Origin of the sequence: Citrobacter sp. HN-141 (assembly GCF_033341895.1) — a bacterium.
Classification (GTDB): Bacteria; Pseudomonadota; Gammaproteobacteria; order Enterobacterales; family Enterobacteriaceae; genus Citrobacter.
Window position 1 is genome coordinate 59702 of record NZ_JAWPBF010000013.1, and the last position, 18969, is coordinate 78670.

Annotated in this window: 16 protein-coding genes; 7 read left to right on the forward strand and 9 right to left on the reverse strand. The window is 52.4% G+C overall.

The genetic code is table 11. The features are described from left to right. Positions 1–127: 127 nt before the first annotated feature. Complete coding sequence (gene comR, locus RYZ59_RS16455; RefSeq protein ID WP_137382954.1) at positions 128–763, reverse strand: TetR family copper-responsive transcriptional repressor ComR; 636 nt, start codon at positions 761–763, stop codon at positions 128–130. A 243-nt stretch (positions 764–1006) separates the two neighbouring features. Between comR and bhsA the strand changes: the two genes are divergently transcribed. After that, positions 1007–1264, forward strand: a complete 258-nt coding sequence (gene bhsA, locus RYZ59_RS16460) for a multiple stress resistance protein BhsA (protein ID WP_029139491.1) — start codon at positions 1007–1009, stop codon at positions 1262–1264. Positions 1265–1349: 85 nt separating this feature from the next. Here bhsA and RYZ59_RS16465 read toward each other — a convergent pair whose 3' ends face one another. The 3 genes from RYZ59_RS16465 to RYZ59_RS16475 form a co-directional block, all read right to left on the reverse strand. Then, a complete protein-coding gene (locus RYZ59_RS16465; protein WP_318049522.1) occupies positions 1350–2315 on the reverse strand; it encodes a L,D-transpeptidase family protein in 966 nt (321 codons plus the stop codon). 148 nt (positions 2316–2463) lie between these two features. Then, entirely contained in the window at positions 2464–5910 is a 3447-nt protein-coding gene (gene mfd, locus RYZ59_RS16470; protein WP_318049517.1) for a transcription-repair coupling factor, read from the reverse strand. A gap of 119 nt (positions 5911–6029) precedes the next feature. Next, on the reverse strand, positions 6030–7094 hold the full coding sequence (locus tag RYZ59_RS16475) for an acyltransferase family protein (protein ID WP_318049514.1): 1065 nt from the start codon (positions 7092–7094) through the stop codon (positions 6030–6032). A gap of 260 nt (positions 7095–7354) precedes the next feature. Between RYZ59_RS16475 and lolC the strand changes: the two genes are divergently transcribed. The 5 genes from lolC to cobB all read left to right on the forward strand — a co-directional run bounded on the left by lolC (position 7355) and on the right by cobB (position 12386). Then, positions 7355–8554 carry a lipoprotein-releasing ABC transporter permease subunit LolC gene (gene lolC / locus RYZ59_RS16480; protein ID WP_137382949.1) on the forward strand — a complete coding sequence of 400 codons (1200 nt, stop codon included), beginning with the start codon at positions 7355–7357 and terminating at the stop codon, positions 8552–8554. Next, complete coding sequence (gene lolD, locus RYZ59_RS16485; protein WP_003832278.1) at positions 8547–9248, forward strand: lipoprotein-releasing ABC transporter ATP-binding protein LolD; 702 nt, start codon at positions 8547–8549, stop codon at positions 9246–9248. The genes lolC and lolD overlap by 8 nt, the downstream gene beginning before the upstream one ends. Further along, a complete protein-coding gene (gene lolE / locus RYZ59_RS16490; RefSeq protein WP_137382947.1) occupies positions 9248–10492 on the forward strand; it encodes a lipoprotein-releasing ABC transporter permease subunit LolE in 1245 nt (414 codons plus the stop codon). Before lolD ends, lolE begins: the two co-directional genes overlap by 1 nt. Before the next feature lie 145 nt (positions 10493–10637). Next, on the forward strand, positions 10638–11549 hold the full coding sequence (nagK, locus tag RYZ59_RS16495) for an N-acetylglucosamine kinase (RefSeq protein WP_202038888.1): 912 nt from the start codon (positions 10638–10640) through the stop codon (positions 11547–11549). A gap of 15 nt (positions 11550–11564) precedes the next feature. Then, on the forward strand, positions 11565–12386 hold the full coding sequence (gene cobB, locus RYZ59_RS16500; RefSeq protein WP_040231971.1) for a Sir2 family NAD+-dependent deacetylase: 822 nt from the start codon (positions 11565–11567) through the stop codon (positions 12384–12386). Between the two features lie 99 nt (positions 12387–12485). Here cobB and potD read toward each other — a convergent pair whose 3' ends face one another. From potD to potA, 4 genes are read right to left on the reverse strand one after another with little or no spacing between them, the layout of a single operon-like run. Further along, entirely contained in the window at positions 12486–13532 is a 1047-nt protein-coding gene (potD, locus tag RYZ59_RS16505; RefSeq protein WP_202038887.1) for a spermidine/putrescine ABC transporter substrate-binding protein PotD, read from the reverse strand. Positions 13533–13556: 24 nt separating this feature from the next. Further along, the gene (gene potC, locus RYZ59_RS16510) at positions 13557–14336 is read right to left on the reverse strand and encodes a spermidine/putrescine ABC transporter permease PotC (protein WP_003030794.1); all 780 of its coding nucleotides are present in this window, start codon (positions 14334–14336) and stop codon (positions 13557–13559) included. Beyond that, positions 14333–15190 (reverse strand): spermidine/putrescine ABC transporter permease PotB, encoded by an 858-nt coding sequence (gene potB, locus RYZ59_RS16515; protein ID WP_137382944.1) that lies wholly within the window; start codon positions 15188–15190, stop codon positions 14333–14335. Before potB ends, potC begins: the two co-directional genes overlap by 4 nt. Continuing rightward, on the reverse strand, positions 15174–16310 hold the full coding sequence (potA, locus tag RYZ59_RS16520; protein WP_202038886.1) for a spermidine/putrescine ABC transporter ATP-binding protein PotA: 1137 nt from the start codon (positions 16308–16310) through the stop codon (positions 15174–15176). The genes potB and potA overlap by 17 nt, the downstream gene beginning before the upstream one ends. Positions 16311–16559: 249 nt before the next feature. Here potA and pepT point away from each other — a divergent pair, with 249 nt between their 5' ends. Further along, positions 16560–17783, forward strand: a complete 1224-nt coding sequence (gene pepT, locus RYZ59_RS16525) for a peptidase T (protein ID WP_318049503.1) — start codon at positions 16560–16562, stop codon at positions 17781–17783. Between the two features lie 58 nt (positions 17784–17841). On the opposite strand, the gene roxA is transcribed toward pepT, so the two are convergent. Next, positions 17842–18963: a [50S ribosomal protein L16]-arginine 3-hydroxylase gene (roxA, locus tag RYZ59_RS16530; protein WP_318049502.1), complete on the reverse strand. Its 1122-nt coding sequence runs from the start codon at positions 18961–18963 to the stop codon at positions 17842–17844. Positions 18964–18969 lie beyond the last annotated feature (6 nt).

The following is an 18969-nucleotide window of genomic DNA, read 5'->3' on the forward strand; positions in this document are numbered from 1 at the left end:
TTTTACAAAAGAAATGCATTAACCTAATGAAAACAATAAAGAATGTAGGGATTAAGAAGTGCCGTTTCTACCGGGAGCAGCGTAAGCTCCCGGTGATGACATTAGGACGTGGGTCGTGTTGAAAGGGTTAATCTTTAATCAGTTCAGGCCACAATCGTAACGTGGTGTGCGCGATTTGCATCAGTTTTTCGAATGTGGCTCCTTCGCGGGCGCTGATCGACATACCCTGCAAAATACAGTTCAGATATTCAGCCAACTTTTGTACATCGCAGTGTGCCGGTATTTCGCCCTTTTCTTGTCGTTGATGCAGAAACTGAGCCAGCGTCTGCTCCTGCATGGCGTGACGGGATTTAACCGTGTGCGCAATGTCCCGGGAGGAGGCGGCCAGCGTGGCGGATGTGTTAATCATAAAGCATCCCGCAGGCGTGTCTTTACTGGTGAAGCAGGTCGCTATGGCGGTGAAATAGTCCTCGAGTGCGGATTCGAGGTTTTTTTCTTCACAAAACAGTTGGGCTTCGTGTTTTGCCGCGAAGCGACTGATATAGCGGTCCAGCACGGCACGAAACAGTCCTTCCTTATTGGTAAATTCTGCATACAGCGTCGGCGCTTTTGCCCCGGTTGCTTCTACGAGATCGGCGAGCGATGTCGCTTCATATCCGTGCTGCCAGAAGAGTGTCATGGCCTTATCAAGCGCGGCTTCCCTGTCGAACACTTTTGGTCGGCCACGGCTTTTTTTTGCACAACTTGTCGTTTCAGTTGTCATGGTGCCGTTGTACCTGGTTGGGTTTATTGAATAACCATTATAAAAATAATCGCGCAGACACTCCAGTGCATTCACGATAAAAATAATTCAATGCTATTGATATGAAAAATAAGACCTTTATGTTTTATATAACAATCGTTATAAAAAAATATTGACGTGTGACCTGGATCACATCTATGATTTACCTATCGATCGTTAAGTTAATCGCTTACGGCACACATTCATCTGCTAAAGGTAACTATCATGAAAAACGTAAAAACTCTTTTTGTCGCTGCTGTCCTGAGCTCACTCTCATTTGCAAGCTTTGCCGCTGTTGAGGTTCAGGCTACACCTGCAGGCCAACAGAAAGTTGGTACTATCTCTGCCAACGCCGGGACTAACTTAGGTTCTCTGGAAGATCAACTGGCACAGAAAGCAGATGAAATGGGGGCGAAGTCATTCCGTATTACTTCTGTTACCGGTCCTAACACCCTTCACGGGACTGCAGTTATCTACAAATAAGTTGTAAACCCTCGCAATGCCACTGCGAATTCAATAAAAAACCCCCGCGGGAACAAACCGGCGGGGTTTTTTTTATGACCTGAGTTTACAGCGTTTGTGCGGGAACATCGTGGTGGCGCGTCACGTCTACCGGCATGCCTGAACGTAGCTCCATTGCATGCTCCATCACAGCGGCGTCTGTCTGTGCCGCATTTTTAAAGCTCTGCATTGATGAATTCAACACGATTGGCAGTAACTGCGGATCGTCATTAATCTTTTCTGACAGCGGTTGGTGTACTTCAACCAGGCGCATACCGTTAGGTTCAACGGAGGCTTTAATCGGCGTGTTGATGATGTTCACTTTGGTTCCCGGCGTAACCTGACGGAATAAGGTTTCAATATCACCGTCACGCAGGCGAATACACCCAGAACTGACACGCATGCCGATGCCAAAATCCGCGTTGGTTCCATGCAGCAAATACACACCGCCGTAAGCCGCTAAGCGGATAGCATGATGCCCCATCGGGTTATCTGGCCCGGCAGGTACTACAGCAGGGAGGTCGATACCATTGGCTTTATACCGTGCGCGGATATTCGCCGTTGGTGTCCAGGTCGGGTTGGCACGCTTATCAGAGATGGTGGTGACCATTGTTGGCGTCAGGGTGTCGCCGCCTAACTGGCCAATGCCAATAGGATACACGGTCACCGATTTTGTCCCTGGCGGGTAATAGTAAAGACGCAGTTCGGCGAGGTTAATGACAATCCCTTCGCGTGGGGCATCCGGCAGCAGAGTTTGCAATGGGATGGTTAAAACACTGCCCGGGCGAGGTACGTATGGATCGACGCCGGGGTTAGCCTGTAGCAGCGCTAAAAAGCCGACGTTGTATTTTTTCGCAATGGCTTCCAGCGATCCGCCGTTGTTTTCGACAACGTGAGTGGCATTTTCACCCACCAGTTTGCTGCCTGGCGGCGGGAGCGGCCAGGCATTCGCTTGAGCCGGCAGCGCTAACGCGACGGTCGCCGCGAGCGTAAAAAGCGTTAGCCAGCGAGAGAGTTGTTTATTGTTTAACATCACCATAAATCCATTGTTTTTACGTGGTTTTTATAATGTAAAAGTAAACAGGAATTATGGCGGTTTGCTGTGTCGGGAAGTGCAGGGAAGTGCAAAGAGTTTGTAAATTCATCGGCCGGGCAAGCACCATGCTCACCCGGCCGGAACGCTACGCTATGGCGTTTTCTTCAAGTTGACGCATAAACTGACGTACCCAGTCGATACGGGTTTTACGCTCGCTCAAATCTTGCATGAACTTCAGCCGGGTAGGGCCATCCAGACGGAAGTGTTGGGGTTGCTTTTGCAGTAAGCCAATCAGCCACACCGGGTTGACGTGGTTCTTCTCGGCAAACTCAATCGTCCCGCCTTTTTCATTGCCTTCCAGCTTTCTGATACCCAGTTTTTGCGCTTGCTGGCGCAAACGGGCAATATCCAGCAGCGTACGGGCCGGGTCAGGCAATAAACCAAAACGGTCAATCAGTTCAACTTTAATCTCTTCCAGCTCGTTTTCGCCTTTCGCACTGGCAATCCGCTTGTAGAACGACAGTCGCGTATTCACATCGGGGATGTAGTCATCTGGCAGTAGCGAAGGCATGCGCAGCTCGACTTCAGTTTGCTGGTTGGTGAGATCTTCGAGCGACGGTTCGCGTCCCTCTTTTAGCGCATCAACCGCGTTCTCCAGCAGTTCCATGTACAGTGAGAAGCCGATGGTTTCCATCGAGCCGCTCTGATCTTCCCCCAGCAATTCCCCGGCGCCGCGAATTTCGAGGTCGTGGGTCGCCAGCGCAAAACCTGCGCCCAAATCTTCCAGTGAGGCGATGGCTTCCAGGCGTTTTTGCGCGTCGGTGGTCATCGCTTTCGGATGCGGCGTCAGCAGCCAGGCGTACGCCTGGTGGTGAGAACGTCCCACGCGACCGCGCAGCTGGTGCAATTGCGCTAAACCGAAGTGATCCGCACGTTCGATGATGATGGTGTTAGCGGTGGGAATGTCGATCCCGGTTTCGATAATGGTGGTACACACCAGCACGTTGAAGCGCTGATGGTGGAAATCGTTCATCACACGTTCCAGCTCGCGTTCGCGCATTTGCCCGTGTCCAATCCCGATACGCGCTTCCGGTACCAGCTCTGCCAGTCTGTCAGCGGTTTTCTGGATGTTTTCCACATCGTTGAACAGATAGTAGACCTGACCGCCGCGCAGCACTTCACGCAGGATAGCCTCGCGCACCACCAGATTGTCATACTCGCGCACAAAGGTTTTGACGGCCAGACGACGCGCTGGCGGTGTGGCGATAATGGACAGATCGCGCATGCCGCTCATCGCCATATTGAGCGTACGCGGGATCGGGGTTGCGGTCAGCGTCAGAATATCGACATCGGCGCGCATCGCTTTAATACGCTCTTTGTGACGGACACCGAAGCGGTGCTCTTCATCGACAATCAGCAGCCCCAAATCTTTGAGTTTCACATCGCTTTGCAGCAGTTTGTGCGTGCCGATGAGAATATCGATTTTACCTTCGGCAACCTGCTCCAGAATCTGCGCTTGCTCTTTGGCGCTACGAAAACGGGACAGCATCTCAATGCGCACGGGCCAGTTGGCAAAGCGGTCGCGGAAGTTGTCGAAATGCTGCTGAGCGAGCAGGGTAGTCGGCACTAAAACGGCCACCTGTTTGTGGTTCTCGACGGCGAGAAATGCAGCGCGCATCGCCACTTCGGTTTTGCCGAAGCCGACGTCACCACACACCAGACGGTCCATTGCCAGCGGCTGGCACATATCGCTGAGTACCGCGTTAATCGCCTGTGCCTGATCGGGTGTGGTTTCAAACGGGAAGCTGTCACAAAACAGCTGATACTGTTCGCGGTCGTGCTTAAAGGCAAAACCTTCTTTTGCCGCACGCTGGGCGTAAATATCCAGCAACTCCGCCGCGACGTCACGCACCTTCTCGGCGGCTTTCTGCCGGGCGCGGGACCAGGCATCTCCACCAAGTTTATGCAGCGGGGCATTCTCTTCCGCGCCTCCGGCATAGCGGCTTATCAAATGCAACGATGACACCGGGACATACAATTTGGCGTCGTTGGCATAGGTGAGCATCAGGTATTCGCCAGTAATGCCGCCTGCTTCCAGCGTGGTCATACCGGCATAGCGACCCACGCCGTGCTCAAGGTGCACGACGGGCTGCCCCGGATGCAGCTCAGCGAGGTTTCGGATCAATGTATCCGGGTTAATCGTGCGGCGGGAATCCTGACGGCGACGTGCCACACGCTCACCAAGGAGATCGCTTTCGCAAATCAGGGCCAGGTTGCGTTTGGTATCAATGAAACCATGTTCTGCCGCACCAATCATCAGATAACGACCGCTGTCGGCGGCTTCATCAAGGCGTAAAATACGTTTTGGCGCGACTTTGATGCGAGCCAGAAGTTCGCCGAGTGCTTCACGGCGACCTTCACTCTCTACCGAGAAAATGACCGGGCCGTTGAAGGTTTCCAGGAATTTACGCAGCGCATCCAGCGGTGATTTCTGTTGCGCTTGTACGGCGATGTCCGGCAGCTTCTGGAATCCCAGATTAGTGTTTGCCGCTTTGTTTGCCAGACTTTCGGTTTTGAGCTGGACGCGAGGCCAGCGTTTAAGCTCGGAAAACAGTTCATCAACCCGCAGCCACAGCGATTCAGGCGGCAGCAGTGGACGCATTGGATCAACACCGCGATTCTCAAAGCGTGACTGCGTATCAGCCTGAAAGCGCTCGGCGCTGGTCTCTAAATCGCCGGTATTCACCAGCAGCGTATTGGCAGGGAAGTAGCTGAACAGCGGTGGCAGGGGCTCACTGAAAAACAGCGGTTGCCAGTATTCAATCCCGGCAGGTAACGTGCCTTTACTGACCTGCTGATAAATATGTTCGGCGTCACGTTTAACTTCAAAGGTGTCGCGCCACTGACTGCGGAACAGCTCGATGGCTGTCTTATCCGTTGGAAATTCGTGGGCAGGCAGCAAATTAATGGCGTCGACTTCTTCCAGCGTGCGCTGGGTGTCGGTATCAAACAGACGCAGACTGTCGATTTCGTCATCAAAGAAATCAAGGCGATAAGGCAGTTCACTGCCCATTGGGAACAAGTCCAACAACGCACCGCGTGTGGCGTATTCACCGTGCTCCATAACCTGATCAACATGGCGATAACCGGCGCTGTCCAGTTGCTCACGCAGGGCATCACGCGACAGGCGCTGACCCTTTTTCATCACCAGCGCATGACCGTGTAGATAGCTGTGCGGGCAGACGCGCTGCATCAACGTGTTGACCGGGACGATCAGCACACCGCGTTGCATCGCAGGCAGTTGATACAACGTGGAGAGTCGCGAGGAGATAATTTCCTGATGCGGGGAAAAACTGTCATAGGGCAGTGTTTCCCAGTCAGCCAGATTCATCACCATCTGGTCGGTAAACTGACGAATTTCATCATGCAGTCGCAAAGCATTTTGCATGTCCGGCGCGATAAGCACCACGGGTCCCGGATGGTGTTCGGCGATTTCTGCAACCAGCGTCGCGCAGGCGGCACCGGTAAGTTCACCCAACTGGCGCTGATCGCCAGCTTTTGCTGGAAGCGTGTAACGATGTTGTTCAGGCATTCGGTTGTCAGGATCTCGTTTGGATATACGTCTGATAAGCAATGTTTCTTTATTATCCGTGATCGTCCCTCATAAGCAAATTGATTCGCCCCCGGATGGGGGCAAAAAGCGCGTAAGGTTTAGCGGGAAACGGTGGAGAAAGACGGCGGGGAGAAAAGCAGGTCGGCAACGGTTTTTTGTGAAATTTTTCGTACCATTAGTCCGACCAGCGTACACAACAGTAAGCAGGCGAACGGGTACACCAGTAGCAGGGCCAGCTCTACGTTTGCGGACCAGACGGTATGATTGAGTTTAGGAAGCAGCGTTAAACTTATCAGTTCCACCAGAATTCGGTGGGTGGTGTAGATGGCGATAGTATTGGAACCTATCACGCTTAATGGACTGGATGCACTCATGCCAAAACGTTGTTCAAATTGATAAAACAACTTCATGATGAGTACGATGGAAACAAATGAGAGTAATAGCGAAATATTTGCCCGCCAGGCGATGACAGCCACCAGTGCACTCACTGTCACGATGACCGCGTGACGGCGCAGGGGAACGTCTTTGATCCACATCATCAGCGTTGCGCCAAACCAGGCGCCGAGACTATACCAGGGCAAATTACGTATTACGCTGTTCAGCCCCCACCATGGGGTCGGGAAAAAGTTGATGGCCACACTCAGCAACGCAAACAGCATCAGTAGCGGCAATGCCCAGTGGCTGAAGATCTTACACAGGATAAAATAGACAATCAGCGCATACAGATACCACAGACTGGTACTGGCTGTGAGCATTCCCTGGGTAAAGTCTCCCAGCGAACCGGCATAGGCTGCATTGGCCGCATGGCTCAGGTCGCGTTGCGGGGCCAGCCAGCTATTGAGCGCGGTTAACGTCAGCCATTGCACGATTCCCCACAGCACCAGTACCCAGGCAATACTCCAGATGCGTTTGTCTACACAGGTTGTCCACGGGACGTTTGCAATGTAGCGGCGGATCAGATAGCCCGAAATAAAGAAAAAGACAGGCATGCGAAACGGTGCCAGATACAGATTGAGGTAGATCCAGCATTTGGTTAGCACCTGTGAGAGTGGATGTTGAAAGGCGGTAAGGTGGGGATAAAAGGTAATGACCGAGTGGTAAATGACCACCAGGCAGATACATAACCCTTTGATTTGATTAATCCATAACTCTTTTTTATTCATTGCGGTGGCGTATCCATATTGTGTGAGATAGCCTGCCATCCTGCAAAACCCTGCCTCCGCTGTAATGCGTAACCGTCTGCTTTTTATTTTTTTAGGATAAAGATCAGGAACAAAGGATGAGGGGAAAGTGGAAACTTTAGCGAATTGATTTGGTTATACTTTTCAGAACAATGCTGACGAACACTTACGGTTCAGTCATTTACCCATCCCGCTTTCGCTTATATACTCGTGACTTTGCTAACAGCAACCAGACGGATTTCATGTACCAACCTGTCGCTCTATTCATTGGCCTGCGTTATATGCGTGGGCGTGCAGCAGATCGCTTCGGTCGTTTCGTTTCCTGGCTCTCTACCATTGGCATTACTCTTGGGGTAATGGCGCTGGTCACGGTATTGTCGGTGATGAACGGTTTCGAACGCGAGCTGCAAAATAACATCCTTGGTCTGATGCCTCAGGCTATTCTCTCGGCTGAGCAAGGCTCTCTTAACCCACAGCAGTTGCCGGAAAAAGCCGTGGTATTGAACGGCGTCAACCGCGTTGCGCCGCTGACAACGGGCGATGTGGTCCTGCAGAGTGCGCGTAGCGTGGCGGTCGGGGTGATGCTGGGCATCGACCCGGCGCAAAAAGATCCGTTAACGCCGTATCTGGTCAATGTGAAGCAAACAGATCTCGAACCGGGTAAGTATAATGTCATCCTCGGTGAGCAGCTTGCCGGACAGTTAGGTGTGAACCGCGGCGATCAAATTCGCGTGATGGTGCCTTCTGCCAGTCAGTTTACGCCAATGGGACGCCTGCCGAGCCAGCGTCTGTTTACGGTGATTGGCACCTTTGCCGCCAATAGTGAAGTCGATGGTTATCAGATGTTGACCAACATCCAGGATGCGTCACGTCTGATGCGTTATCCGGCAGGCAATATCACCGGCTGGCGTCTGTGGCTGAATGAACCGCTCAAGGTTGATACGCTGAGTCAACAAACGTTGCCGCAAGGCACCAAATGGCAGGACTGGCGCGAGCGTAAAGGCGAGCTGTTCCAGGCTGTGCGGATGGAAAAAAACATGATGGGGCTGTTGCTGAGCCTGATCGTGGCGGTAGCGGCGTTTAATATTATTACCTCGCTGGGTCTGATGGTAATGGAGAAGCAGGGGGAAGTGGCGATTTTACAAACGCAGGGGCTCACGCCGCGGCAAATAATGATGGTGTTTATGGTTCAGGGGGCCAGTGCCGGGATTATCGGCGCGCTGCTGGGGGCCGTGCTGGGCGCGTTGCTTGCCAGCCAACTGAACAACCTGATGCCGATTATCGGCGTGCTGCTGGACGGCGCCGCGTTGCCTGTCGCTATTGAGCCGTTGCAGGTGATCGTCATTGCGCTGGTGGCGATGGCCATCGCGCTGCTATCTACGCTTTATCCTTCCTGGCGCGCTGCCGCCACCCAACCCGCTGAGGCTTTACGTTATGAATAAGATCCTGTTGCAATGCGACAACCTGTGCAAACGCTATCAGGAAGGCACGGTGCAGACTGATGTGCTGCACGATGTCAGTTTTTGCGTCGGCGAGGGTGAGATGATGGCGATTGTCGGCAGCTCAGGCTCCGGCAAAAGTACATTGCTTCATCTGCTCGGCGGGCTGGATACACCGACTTCCGGCGACGTCATTTTTAGCGGTCAGCCGATGAGCAAACTCTCATCAGCGGCAAAAGCGGAACTGCGTAATCAGAAGCTCGGGTTTATTTACCAGTTCCACCATTTGTTGCCAGACTTTACTGCGCTGGAAAACGTGGCGATGCCGCTACTAATTGGCAAGAAGAAGCCGGCTGAAATTACCGAGCGCGCACGTGACATGCTGAAAGCGGTTGGGCTGGATCACCGTGCCAGCCACCGCCCGTCTGAACTCTCAGGCGGCGAGCGTCAACGTGTAGCGATTGCCCGTGCGCTGGTGAATAACCCGCGTCTGGTGTTGGCGGATGAGCCAACAGGTAACCTTGATGCGCGTAACGCGGACAGTATTTTTGAGCTTCTGGGTGAGCTGAATCGTTCTCAGGGCACAGCATTTCTGGTTGTGACGCACGATCTGCAACTGGCGAAGCGCATGAGCCGCCAGCTTGAAATGCGCGATGGTCGCCTGACGGCCGAACTGAGCCTGATGGGAGCAGAGTAATGGCTTCGCCTTTATCGTTATTGATTGGGTTACGTTTTAGCCGTGGTCGGCGGCGCGGCGGGATGGTTTCGCTGATTTCCGTCATCTCCACCATCGGTATTGCATTAGGTGTGGCGGTATTGATTGTCGGTTTGAGCGCCATGAACGGTTTTGAGCGCGAGTTGAACAACCGCATTCTGGCGGTCGTGCCGCACGGTGAGATAGAAGCGGTGAACCAGCCGTGGAATAACTGGCAGGACGCGCTGGCCAGCGTGCAGAAGGTACCGGGTATTGTCGCGGCAGCGCCGTATATCAATTTCACCGGGCTGGTGGAGAGTGGGGCGAACTTGCGCGCTGTGCAGGTAAAAGGCGTGGATCCGCAGCAGGAGCAGCGTTTAAGCGCGCTACCGTCATTTGTGCAAAACCATGCCTGGGATAATTTCAAAGCCGGTGAGCAGCAGATAATCATTGGCAAAGGGATTGCTGACGCGCTGAAGGTGAAGCAGGGGGACTGGGTGTCGATTATGATCCCCAATGCCAGCGCCGATCACAAGCTACAGCAGCCTAAACGTGTGCGTTTGCACGTTACCGGTATTTTGCAACTGAGCGGTCAGCTCGATCACAGCTTCGCCATGATCCCAATGGAAGACGCGCAGCAGTACCTGGATATGGGCTCCAGCGTTTCCGGGATTGCCCTGAAGGTCAATGATGTCTTTAACGCCAATAAGTTGGTCAGAGACGCCGGTGAAGTGACCAACAACTATGTCTATATTAAGAGCTGGATCGGTACGTACGGCTATATGTATCGCGATATCCAGATGATTCGCGCCATTATGTATCTGGCCATGGTGCTGGTGATTGGCGTTGCCTGTTTCAATATCGTTTCAACGTTAGTGATGGCGGTAAAAGACAAGAGCGGTGATATTGCGGTATTAAGAACGCTGGGGGCAAAAGATGGTTTGATCCGCGCTATCTTCGTCTGGTATGGACTGCTGGCGGGTCTGTTCGGTAGCCTGATAGGTGTGGTTATTGGTGTTGTTGTTTCTCTGCAACTCACACCGATCATCAATGGTATTGAGGCGCTTATCGGCCATCAATTCCTTTCGGGCGATATTTATTTTATTGACTTCCTGCCATCTGAATTGCACTGGCTGGATGTGATTTATGTGTTGGTGACAGCATTGTTGCTGAGTCTTTTGGCAAGTTGGTATCCGGCGCGTCGCGCCAGCAATATTGACCCTGCGAGAGTACTTAGCGGCCAATAACAACAAGATATACACTAAGGCATTCATGCTGTCTCAAGGCGGCAAGCCCGAAAATCACCAGACGCATAAACAACGATGTGACGGGGTGTAAGGGTGCAGCCAACGCAGAGGCAGCCTGAAGGAAGACGTGTATCAAGGAGCGGTGATGTATTACGGGTTTGACATTGGCGGAACAAAAATTGCGTTAGGCGTCTTCGATAATCATCGTCGTTTGCAGTGGGAGAAACGTGTCCCTACGCCACGCGACAGCTATGACGCTTTCCTTGATGCGGTGTGCGCTCTGGTGACAGAGGCGGACCAGCGCTTTGGCGTTAAGGGTTCAGTAGGGATTGGTATTCCGGGCATGCCCGAGACCGAAGACGGCACGCTGTATGCGGCTAACGTTCCTGCCGCCAGTGGCAAACCGCTGCGGGCCGATCTCAGCGTACGATTGGATCGCGATGTGCGTCTGGATAATGATGCCAACTGTTTTGCACTCTCCGAAGCCTGGGACGATGAGTTCACCCAGTATCCGTTAGTGATGGGCTTAATCCTCGGCACCGGTGTCGGCGGCGGTCTGGTGCTTAACGGAAAGTCTATCACCGGACGTAGCTATATTACCGGCGAGTTCGGTCATATCCGTTTGCCTGTTGATGCGTTGACGCTGATGGGATTTGATTTCCCACTGCGTCGCTGCGGATGTGGCCAACTGGGTTGCATCGAAAGCTATCTTTCCGGTGGCGGATTTGCATGGTTGTACCAGCATTACTACCATCAACCTCTGGATGCCCGTGAAATAATCACTCTCTGGGAGCAAGGCGATGAGCATGCGCGTGCGCATGTAGAGCGTTATCTGGATTTGCTGGCCGTTTGCCTGGGGAATATCCTGACTATCGTCGATCCAGATTTAGTGGTGATTGGCGGTGGCTTGTCGAACTTTACCGCTATTACGACGCAACTGGCGGATCGACTGCCACGTCATTTGCTGCCCGTTGCCCGTGTGCCGCGTATTGAGCAGGCACGACACGGTGATGCGGGTGGGATGCGCGGAGCCGCTTTCCTACATCTTACCGATTAATACAAAGAGGTTGTTATGCTGTCGCGTCGGGGTCATCGATTAAGCCGTTTTCGTAAAAATAAACGCCATTTGCGCGATCGCCTGCGTCAACGGATCTTTTTCAGAGACAGAGTGGTGCCTGAACTGGTGGAAAAACCAAGGGTGTTAGTCCTGACTGGCGCGGGGATTTCCGCTGAATCAGGGATTCGTACTTTCCGTGCAGCGGATGGTCTTTGGGAAGAACATCGGGTTGAGGATGTGGCAACGCCGGAAGGATTTAGCCGTAATCCTGGACTGGTTCAGTCGTTTTATAACGCCCGTCGTCACCAGTTGCAGCAGCCCGAAATTCAGCCAAACGCGGCGCATATTGCGTTGGCAAAGCTCGAAGCCGAGCTGGGTGATCGCTTTCTACTGGTAACGCAAAATATCGATAATCTGCACGAACGTGCGGGAAGTCAGAACGTTATCCATATGCACGGTGAGCTCCTTAAGGTTCGCTGTTCGCAAAGCGGGCAGATTTTAGACTGGACAGGGGACGTCACGCCGGAAGACAAATGCCATTGCTGCCAGTTCCCAGCGCCGCTGCGACCGCACGTTGTCTGGTTTGGTGAAATGCCTCTGGGCATGGATGAAATTTATATGGCACTGGCGATGGCAGATGTTTTCATTGCCATTGGCACGTCAGGACATGTTTATCCGGCTGCGGGTTTTGTCCACGAAGCGCGTCTGCATGGAGCGCATACGGTGGAGTTAAATCTTGAGCCAAGCCAGGTAGGTAGCGAGTTCGAAGAGAAGTATTACGGCCCGGCAAGCCAGGTGGTGCCTGAGTTTGTTGAGAAGTTATTGAAAGGGCTGTAAGCACGGATGGCGTAGGCCCGATAAGCGCAGCGCCATCGGGCAGTGATGATGCGCCGGATACGACGCGGACGCGTCCTATCCGGCCTACGAGGAGGGCAATTAGCGTCCTGCTTTCAGCTTCTGATAATACTCTTCATAGATAGCGCTGGCGGAACCAACATCGTTCTGCCACTCCCCTTTATTGATGATTTCTGCATCCGGGTAGAGCGTTTTATCGTTAGCCACTTCCGGGCTTAACAGCTTACGTGCCGCCAGGTTTGGCGTCGGGTAACCAATGGTTTCCGCGACTTCTTTCGCGACATCCGGGCGCAGCAGGAAGTTAATTAGCTTCAGCGCACCTTCTTTGTTTTTAGCATTTGCCGGAATAGACAGGCTATCCATCCAGAAAATACCTCCTTCTTTCGGCCAGACGACTTCCAGCGGTGTACCCGCCTGACGGGCCACGAACGCAGAACCGTTCCACACCATCCCCAGATTAACTTCGCCTTCCATATATGGGTTAGCCGGGTTATCGGAGTTGAATGCCGCAACGTTAGGCATTAGCTTCTTGAGCTCGTTATATGCGGCTTCAATCTCTTTCGGGTCGGTGGTATTCCCGGAGTATCCCAGCTTGCGCAGCGCCATCTGGAATACTTCGCGGGCATCATCCGTTAACAGCAGGCTGCCTTTGTATTCCGGTTTCCACAGGTCAGCCCAGCTGGTCACGGTTTTGGGATCAATGGCATCACTGTTAATACCAATGGCCGTCGCCCCCCAGATATACGGGATTGAGTAGTCGTTGTTCGGGTCAAACGGCTTATTGAGCATTTCCGGATCGAGATTGTGGAAGTTGGTTAACGTCGACTTATCGATCTTTTGGATCATGCCTTCTTTGCGCATTTTGTCGACGTAATAGGTGGAAGGCACCACCAGATCGTACGCACCGTCTTTGTAGGTTTTGAGCTTGGCGTACATGGTCTCATTCGACTCGTAGGTCGAATAGATAACCTTGATCCCGGTCTCTTTAGTGAACTGTTCCAGTAGCCCTGGCGGAACGTACTCGGTCCAGTTATAGAAATACAGCGTGTTGTTATCATCAGCGTGAGCGGCGCTCATGCCCAGTGCCAGAGCACCCGCCGCGAGCAGGTGGCGTGACCATTTTTTCATTTAACGTCCCCTGAATGAAGGGCCTCAACGGCCCTTGGTTTTATCACGAGCAATAAGCTGGCTGGCGATCACCATAACCAGCGACAGAACCAACAAAATGGTGGCCAGTGCGTTCACTTCTGGTGATACGCCGACTTTAACCATTGAGTAGATTTTTAAGGGCAGAATTTCATAGCCGGGTCCGGTGACGAAGGACGAAACCACGACATCATCCATCGACAGCGTAAAGCTCAGCAACCAACCCGCAGCTACCGCAGGCATGGCCAGTGGCAGAATGATTTTGCGCAGAATAGTCACTTCACTGGCACCCAGGTCTTTTGCTGCCTCAAGCATACGTACGTCGAAGCCTTTCAAACGTGAGTAGACCGTCACCACCACAAAAGGCAGACAGAAGGTAATATGCGAAAACAGCAGCGACCAGAAGCCCAACTGAATGCCAATCAGCATAAACAGCACCAGCAGCGAAATTGCCATCACGATATCCGGCGACATCATCACCACAAACAACATGCCGCTGACAAACGGTTTACCGCGAAAACGGTAGCGATACAGAGCGACCGCAGTCAGTGAACCGATCAGTGTGGCAAAGGTCGCGGAGAGCACGGCCATCGTCAGTGAGTGCTGTGCCGCCTGCAGCAAACTGTCGTTGTTCATCAGCAGGCCGTACCATTTGGTGGTAAAGCCTTGCCAGTTAATGCCGAAGCGCGAGCTGTTAAAGGAGTTCACAATCAAAATGATGATTGGAATGTACAGGTACGCGTAGATAGCGGTCATAAAACCGCCGCGAAGCAGTCGACCGATCATTCGAGTTCCACCTTCTTGTTCAGCAAGCGGGAAGCGCGCCAGTAGATCAGCAGCATCAGCCCCATCACGATGGTCAGGGTAATACTGGTGGCGGCGCCAAACGGCCAGTCGCGGATGTTCAGGAACTGCACTTTAATCACATTACCAATCAGCAGGTTTTTCGCGCCGCCCATCAGGTCGGATACGTAAAACAGCCCCATGGCTGGCAGCATAACCAGCAAACATCCGGCGATAATTCCCGGCATTGTCAGCGGGATAATAATGCGGGTAAAGGTCTGAAGTTTGCTGGCACCCAGATCGCGCGCAGCTTCGAGTAACGGTTTATCCAGTTTCTCAATGCTGGAGTAGAGCGGCATCACCATAAATGGCAGCAGGATATACACCAGGCCAATAATGACCGCGCTGGGGGTAAACATAATGCGAATGGGCGTATCAATCACGCCGAGCCAGAGTAGAAACTCGTTGAGATAGCCTTTGGTACTGAGGAAAATTTTGAGTCCGTAGATGCGAATAAGTGAGTTGGTCCAGAACGGAACAATCAGGAGGAAGAGCAGCAGTGGACGCACTTTCTCCGGCAGCTTTACCAAAAACCAGGCAAACGGATAGCCGAGTACCAGGCAGGCGAGTGTGGCAATCAGCGCCATATTGAGGGAGTGAACCAGCACCTCAAAATAGAGCGGATCGAGCAGGCGAGCATAGTTTTCCAGCGTAAAGACCATTTTGACGAAATTAGCGTCGTCACGGGTCAAAAAGCTGGTGCCGATGATCATCAGGTTGGGCAGAAAGACAAACAACACAAGCCAACCGACAATGGTGACGATCACCACACTCTGGAATTTACTTGTGTTCTTCATCAGCCAGTACGACCTCCCAGCTTTCTACCCAGTTAATCGCCATTTTCTGGTCGAGCGAGTGGTCGAAGTCAGGATCGTCTTCGTTGAAGAATTCGCTGACCATTACCATCTTGCCGTTTTCCAGTTCAACAACTGACTCCAGCGTCATGCCTTTATAGTTACGTTCACGCACGTAACCGATAAGACCTTCAATATGATTATCGTCGTTGATCTCGTCAACACGCAGATCTTCCGGACGTAACAGTACGTGTAGCTTCTGTCCGGGAACTACCGCGAAGTTCACGTAAATATTACACTCGCGACCTTCAACGTTAGCACGAACACGCTGTTCGTCCAGACGTTCAATGACCGTCGCGTTAAACATATTGATTTCACCAATGAATCCGGCGACGAACAGATTCTTCGGTTCTTCGTAGATTTCTCGCGGTGTGCCATCCTGCTCAATTTTGCCATCACGCATGACCACAATACGGTCTGACATGGTCAGCGCTTCTTCTTGATCGTGGGTGACAAAAACAAAAGTGATACCGAGTTTACGCTGTAGCGCCTTCAGTTCGTTCTGCATCTGCTTACGCAGTTTATAGTCCAGCGCAGAGAGAGACTCATCCAGCAGAAGCAAACGCGGTTTATTGACCACCGCACGGGCAATCGCCACGCGCTGCTGTTGGCCACCGGAGAGTTGATGCGGTTTTCGCTGAGCGAACTCTTCCAGTTGCACCATGCGCAGGGCTTCGGTGACGCGCGGAGGAATATCGGCTGCGGGGGTTTTTTGCATGCGTAAACCAAAGGCCACATTTTCAAACACGGTCATGTGGGGGAATAGGGCATAGCTTTGGAATACGGTATTCACGTAGCGGTTTTCCGCAGGAACGTGAGTGATGTCCTGGTTGTCCAGCATAATATGACCGGAATCAACCGTTTCCAGACCGGCAATCAGGCGAAGAACGGTTGTTTTACCGCAGCCAGAGGGGCCAAGTAGCGTGAGAAATTCGCCATTATTGATGGTCAAATCCAGGTTGGAAATCACCTCTTTGCCATCGAAACTCTTGCGAATTCCCGCTAGTTGCACCAGTGGAGAAAGCGAACGCGGTTGTTTATTCAATTTTTTACTCTGTCCCATGTAAACGCAACGGATGGCTGACCGATGCGGGGTTTGTGGTTAACCACCTTGATGACTCTTAATGAGGGCCGTTATTCTACGGCAAAGCGTGGTAATCGCCAATCCTTGTTGCGAATTACTGACTTAGCTTTATATTCAGAAGGGTGTCATGGCGAAATATTCTCACTTGCGGGGATAAAAGTGACCTGACGCAATATTTGTCTTTTGTTGCTTATTGATAATGTTGTCACAAAAAGTGAGGGTGACTGCATGGATAAACTACTTGAGCGTTTTTTACACTACGTGTCGCTGGACACCCAATCAAAATCGGGCGTGCGGCAGGTACCCAGCACTGAAGGACAGTGGAAGTTATTGCAGTTGCTTAAGCAGCAACTCGAAGAGATGGGGCTGGTCAATATTACCTTGAGCGACAAGGGGACGTTGATGGCAACGTTGCCCGCAAACGTTGCCGGTGATATTCCCGCTATCGGTTTTATTTCCCATGTGGATACCTCACCGGATTTCAGTGGCAAAAATGTCAATCCGCAAATCGTTGAAAATTACCGTGGCGGTGATATTGCGCTCGGTATTGGCGATGAGGTTCTGTCGCCGGTGATGTTCCCGGTGCTACATCAACTTCTGGGTCAGACGCTGATCACCACAGACGGCAAAACGTTGCTGGGTGCGGATGATAAAGCCGGTATTGCCGAAATTATGACCGCTCTGGCCGTATTGATACAAAAAGATATTCCGCACGGCGATATTCGTGTGGCCTTCACGCCAGATGAAGAAGTCGGTAAAGGCGCGAAACATTTCGACGTTGCAGCATTTGACGCGAAGTGGGCCTACACCGTTGACGGTGGCGGCGTGGGCGAACTGGAGTTTGAAAACTTCAACGCGGCGTCGGTCAATATCAAGATCGTCGGTAACAATGTGCATCCGGGTACGGCAAAAGGGGTGATGGTGAACGCGCTGTCGCTGGCGGCTCGCATCCATGCCGAAGTTCCTGCCGATGAAAGTCCGGAAGCGACGGAAGGCTATGAAGGTTTTTACCATCTGGCAAGCATGAAAGGTACGGTTGATCGGGCTGATATGCACTACATTATCCGCGATTTTGACCGTAAGCAGTTTGAAGCGCGTAAACGCAAAATCATGGATATCGCCAAAAAGGTCGGAAAAGGGTTACATCCGGACTGCTATATCGAGCTGGTGATTGAAGACAGCTACTACAATATGCGCGAGAAAGTGATCGAGCATCCGCATGTGCTGGATATTGCCCAGCAGGCAATGCGTGATTGTGACATTGAGCCGGATCTTAAACCCATTCGTGGTGGCACCGACGGTGCGCAACTGTCGTTTATGGGATTACCTTGCCCAAATCTGTTCACCGGTGGCTATAACTATCATGGTAAGCATGAGTTTGTGACACTGGAAGGCATGGAAAAAGCCGTGCAGGTGATTGTGCGTATTGCGGAACTGACGGCGAAACAGTAGCCGCTTTTGCCGGTAGATGCCGGATGGCGATTCGCTTATCCGGCGCACTCTCAATAAGTTACCCCTCGAAGAACCAGTATCCGCTATTCACCAGTGCGGCAAGCATGGCGAGGAAAGACGGATCTTCCAGCGCATCCTCAAAGTTTTCCGCTGTCAGCACAATATGACTGGCGAGCGCGTCCAGCGCCGGACGGTGCGGGGAGTCAATTCTCTCACCATTTACATAAACGTCATCGCCAATGCGCAGTACGCGCAACCCGCCCAGACGGACCAGGACATCGCCTTGCTTCAGGGCATCATAGATTTCGTCAGGCTGATAAGGTGGCTCAGGCGGAGCAACGTCCAGTTCATGACGCGACTGAGAAATAAACTCGCCAAACCACTGTTTAAAATGCTCCGGCTGGTTAATGAGTCCCAGCATCATTTCGCGCAGCTTGTCCATTTCCTGTGGCAGCACGTCTGCCGGGTGGTCGCGCGGCGGCAGATCGGGATCGCTGTAGTACGTGCTACCCAGTTCGCGTTGCAGAACGTAATCAGCAAATCCGCTGATCAGCTCCCGGGTATTCGGTGCGCGGAAACCTACCGAGTAATTCATCGCGTTTTCCAGCGCGTAGCCTTCGTGCGGGAATCCAGGTGGAATATACAGAATATCGCCTGGCTCCAGCTCTTCATCAATGATGGCTTCAAACGGATCGACCTGGAGCAGGTCAGGGTGCGGACAATGCTGCTTCAACGGCAGTTTTTCACCCACACGCCAGCGACGGCGACCGGTTCCCTGGATGATGAACACATCATATTGATCCAGATGCGGGCCAACGCCGCCGCCGGGTACAGAAAATGAGATCATCAAATCGTCAATACGCCAGTCCGGCAATTCACGGAATGGTCGCATCAGCGCTGCGGTAGGTTCGTGCCAGTGGTTTACGGCCTGGACCAGCAGTGACCAGTTGCTTTCACCAAGATGGTCATAGCTTTCGAAAGGACCGTGGCTAACCTGCCATTTGCCATCCTGGTGGCTGACCAACCGGCTGTCGACTTCGCTTTCCATTGCCAGCCCAGCCAGTTCGTCAGGGGAGAGTGGATCAATAAAGTTGTTAAAGCCGCGTTTTAAGACCACCGGGCGTTTTTGCCAGTGGCGTTCAAGAAAATCGGGCCAGTTAAGAGTGAGTTGGTATTCCATAATGAG

Excerpts from the sequence above, each read along its gene's own strand:
- comR (WP_137382954.1), bottom strand. The coding sequence starts at position 763 with ATGACAACTGAAACGACAAGTTGTGCAAAAAAAAGCCGTGGCCGACCA.
- bhsA (WP_029139491.1), top strand. The coding sequence starts at position 1,007 with ATGAAAAACGTAAAAACTCTTTTTGTCGCTGCTGTCCTGAGCTCACTC.
- RYZ59_RS16465 (WP_318049522.1), bottom strand. The coding sequence starts at position 2,315 with ATGTTAAACAATAAACAACTCTCTCGCTGGCTAACGCTTTTTACGCTC.
- mfd (WP_318049517.1), bottom strand. The coding sequence starts at position 5,910 with ATGCCTGAACAACATCGTTACACGCTTCCAGCAAAAGCTGGCGATCAG.
- RYZ59_RS16475 (WP_318049514.1), bottom strand. The coding sequence starts at position 7,094 with ATGAATAAAAAAGAGTTATGGATTAATCAAATCAAAGGGTTATGTATC.
- lolC (WP_137382949.1), top strand. The coding sequence starts at position 7,355 with ATGTACCAACCTGTCGCTCTATTCATTGGCCTGCGTTATATGCGTGGG.
- lolD (WP_003832278.1), top strand. The coding sequence starts at position 8,547 with ATGAATAAGATCCTGTTGCAATGCGACAACCTGTGCAAACGCTATCAG.
- lolE (WP_137382947.1), top strand. The coding sequence starts at position 9,248 with ATGGCTTCGCCTTTATCGTTATTGATTGGGTTACGTTTTAGCCGTGGT.
- nagK (WP_202038888.1), top strand. The coding sequence starts at position 10,638 with ATGTATTACGGGTTTGACATTGGCGGAACAAAAATTGCGTTAGGCGTC.
- cobB (WP_040231971.1), top strand. The coding sequence starts at position 11,565 with ATGCTGTCGCGTCGGGGTCATCGATTAAGCCGTTTTCGTAAAAATAAA.
- potD (WP_202038887.1), bottom strand. The coding sequence starts at position 13,532 with ATGAAAAAATGGTCACGCCACCTGCTCGCGGCGGGTGCTCTGGCACTG.
- potC (WP_003030794.1), bottom strand. The coding sequence starts at position 14,336 with ATGATCGGTCGACTGCTTCGCGGCGGTTTTATGACCGCTATCTACGCG.
- potB (WP_137382944.1), bottom strand. The coding sequence starts at position 15,190 with ATGAAGAACACAAGTAAATTCCAGAGTGTGGTGATCGTCACCATTGTC.
- potA (WP_202038886.1), bottom strand. The coding sequence starts at position 16,310 with ATGGGACAGAGTAAAAAATTGAATAAACAACCGCGTTCGCTTTCTCCA.
- pepT (WP_318049503.1), top strand. The coding sequence starts at position 16,560 with ATGGATAAACTACTTGAGCGTTTTTTACACTACGTGTCGCTGGACACC.
- roxA (WP_318049502.1), bottom strand. The coding sequence starts at position 18,963 with ATGGAATACCAACTCACTCTTAACTGGCCCGATTTTCTTGAACGCCAC.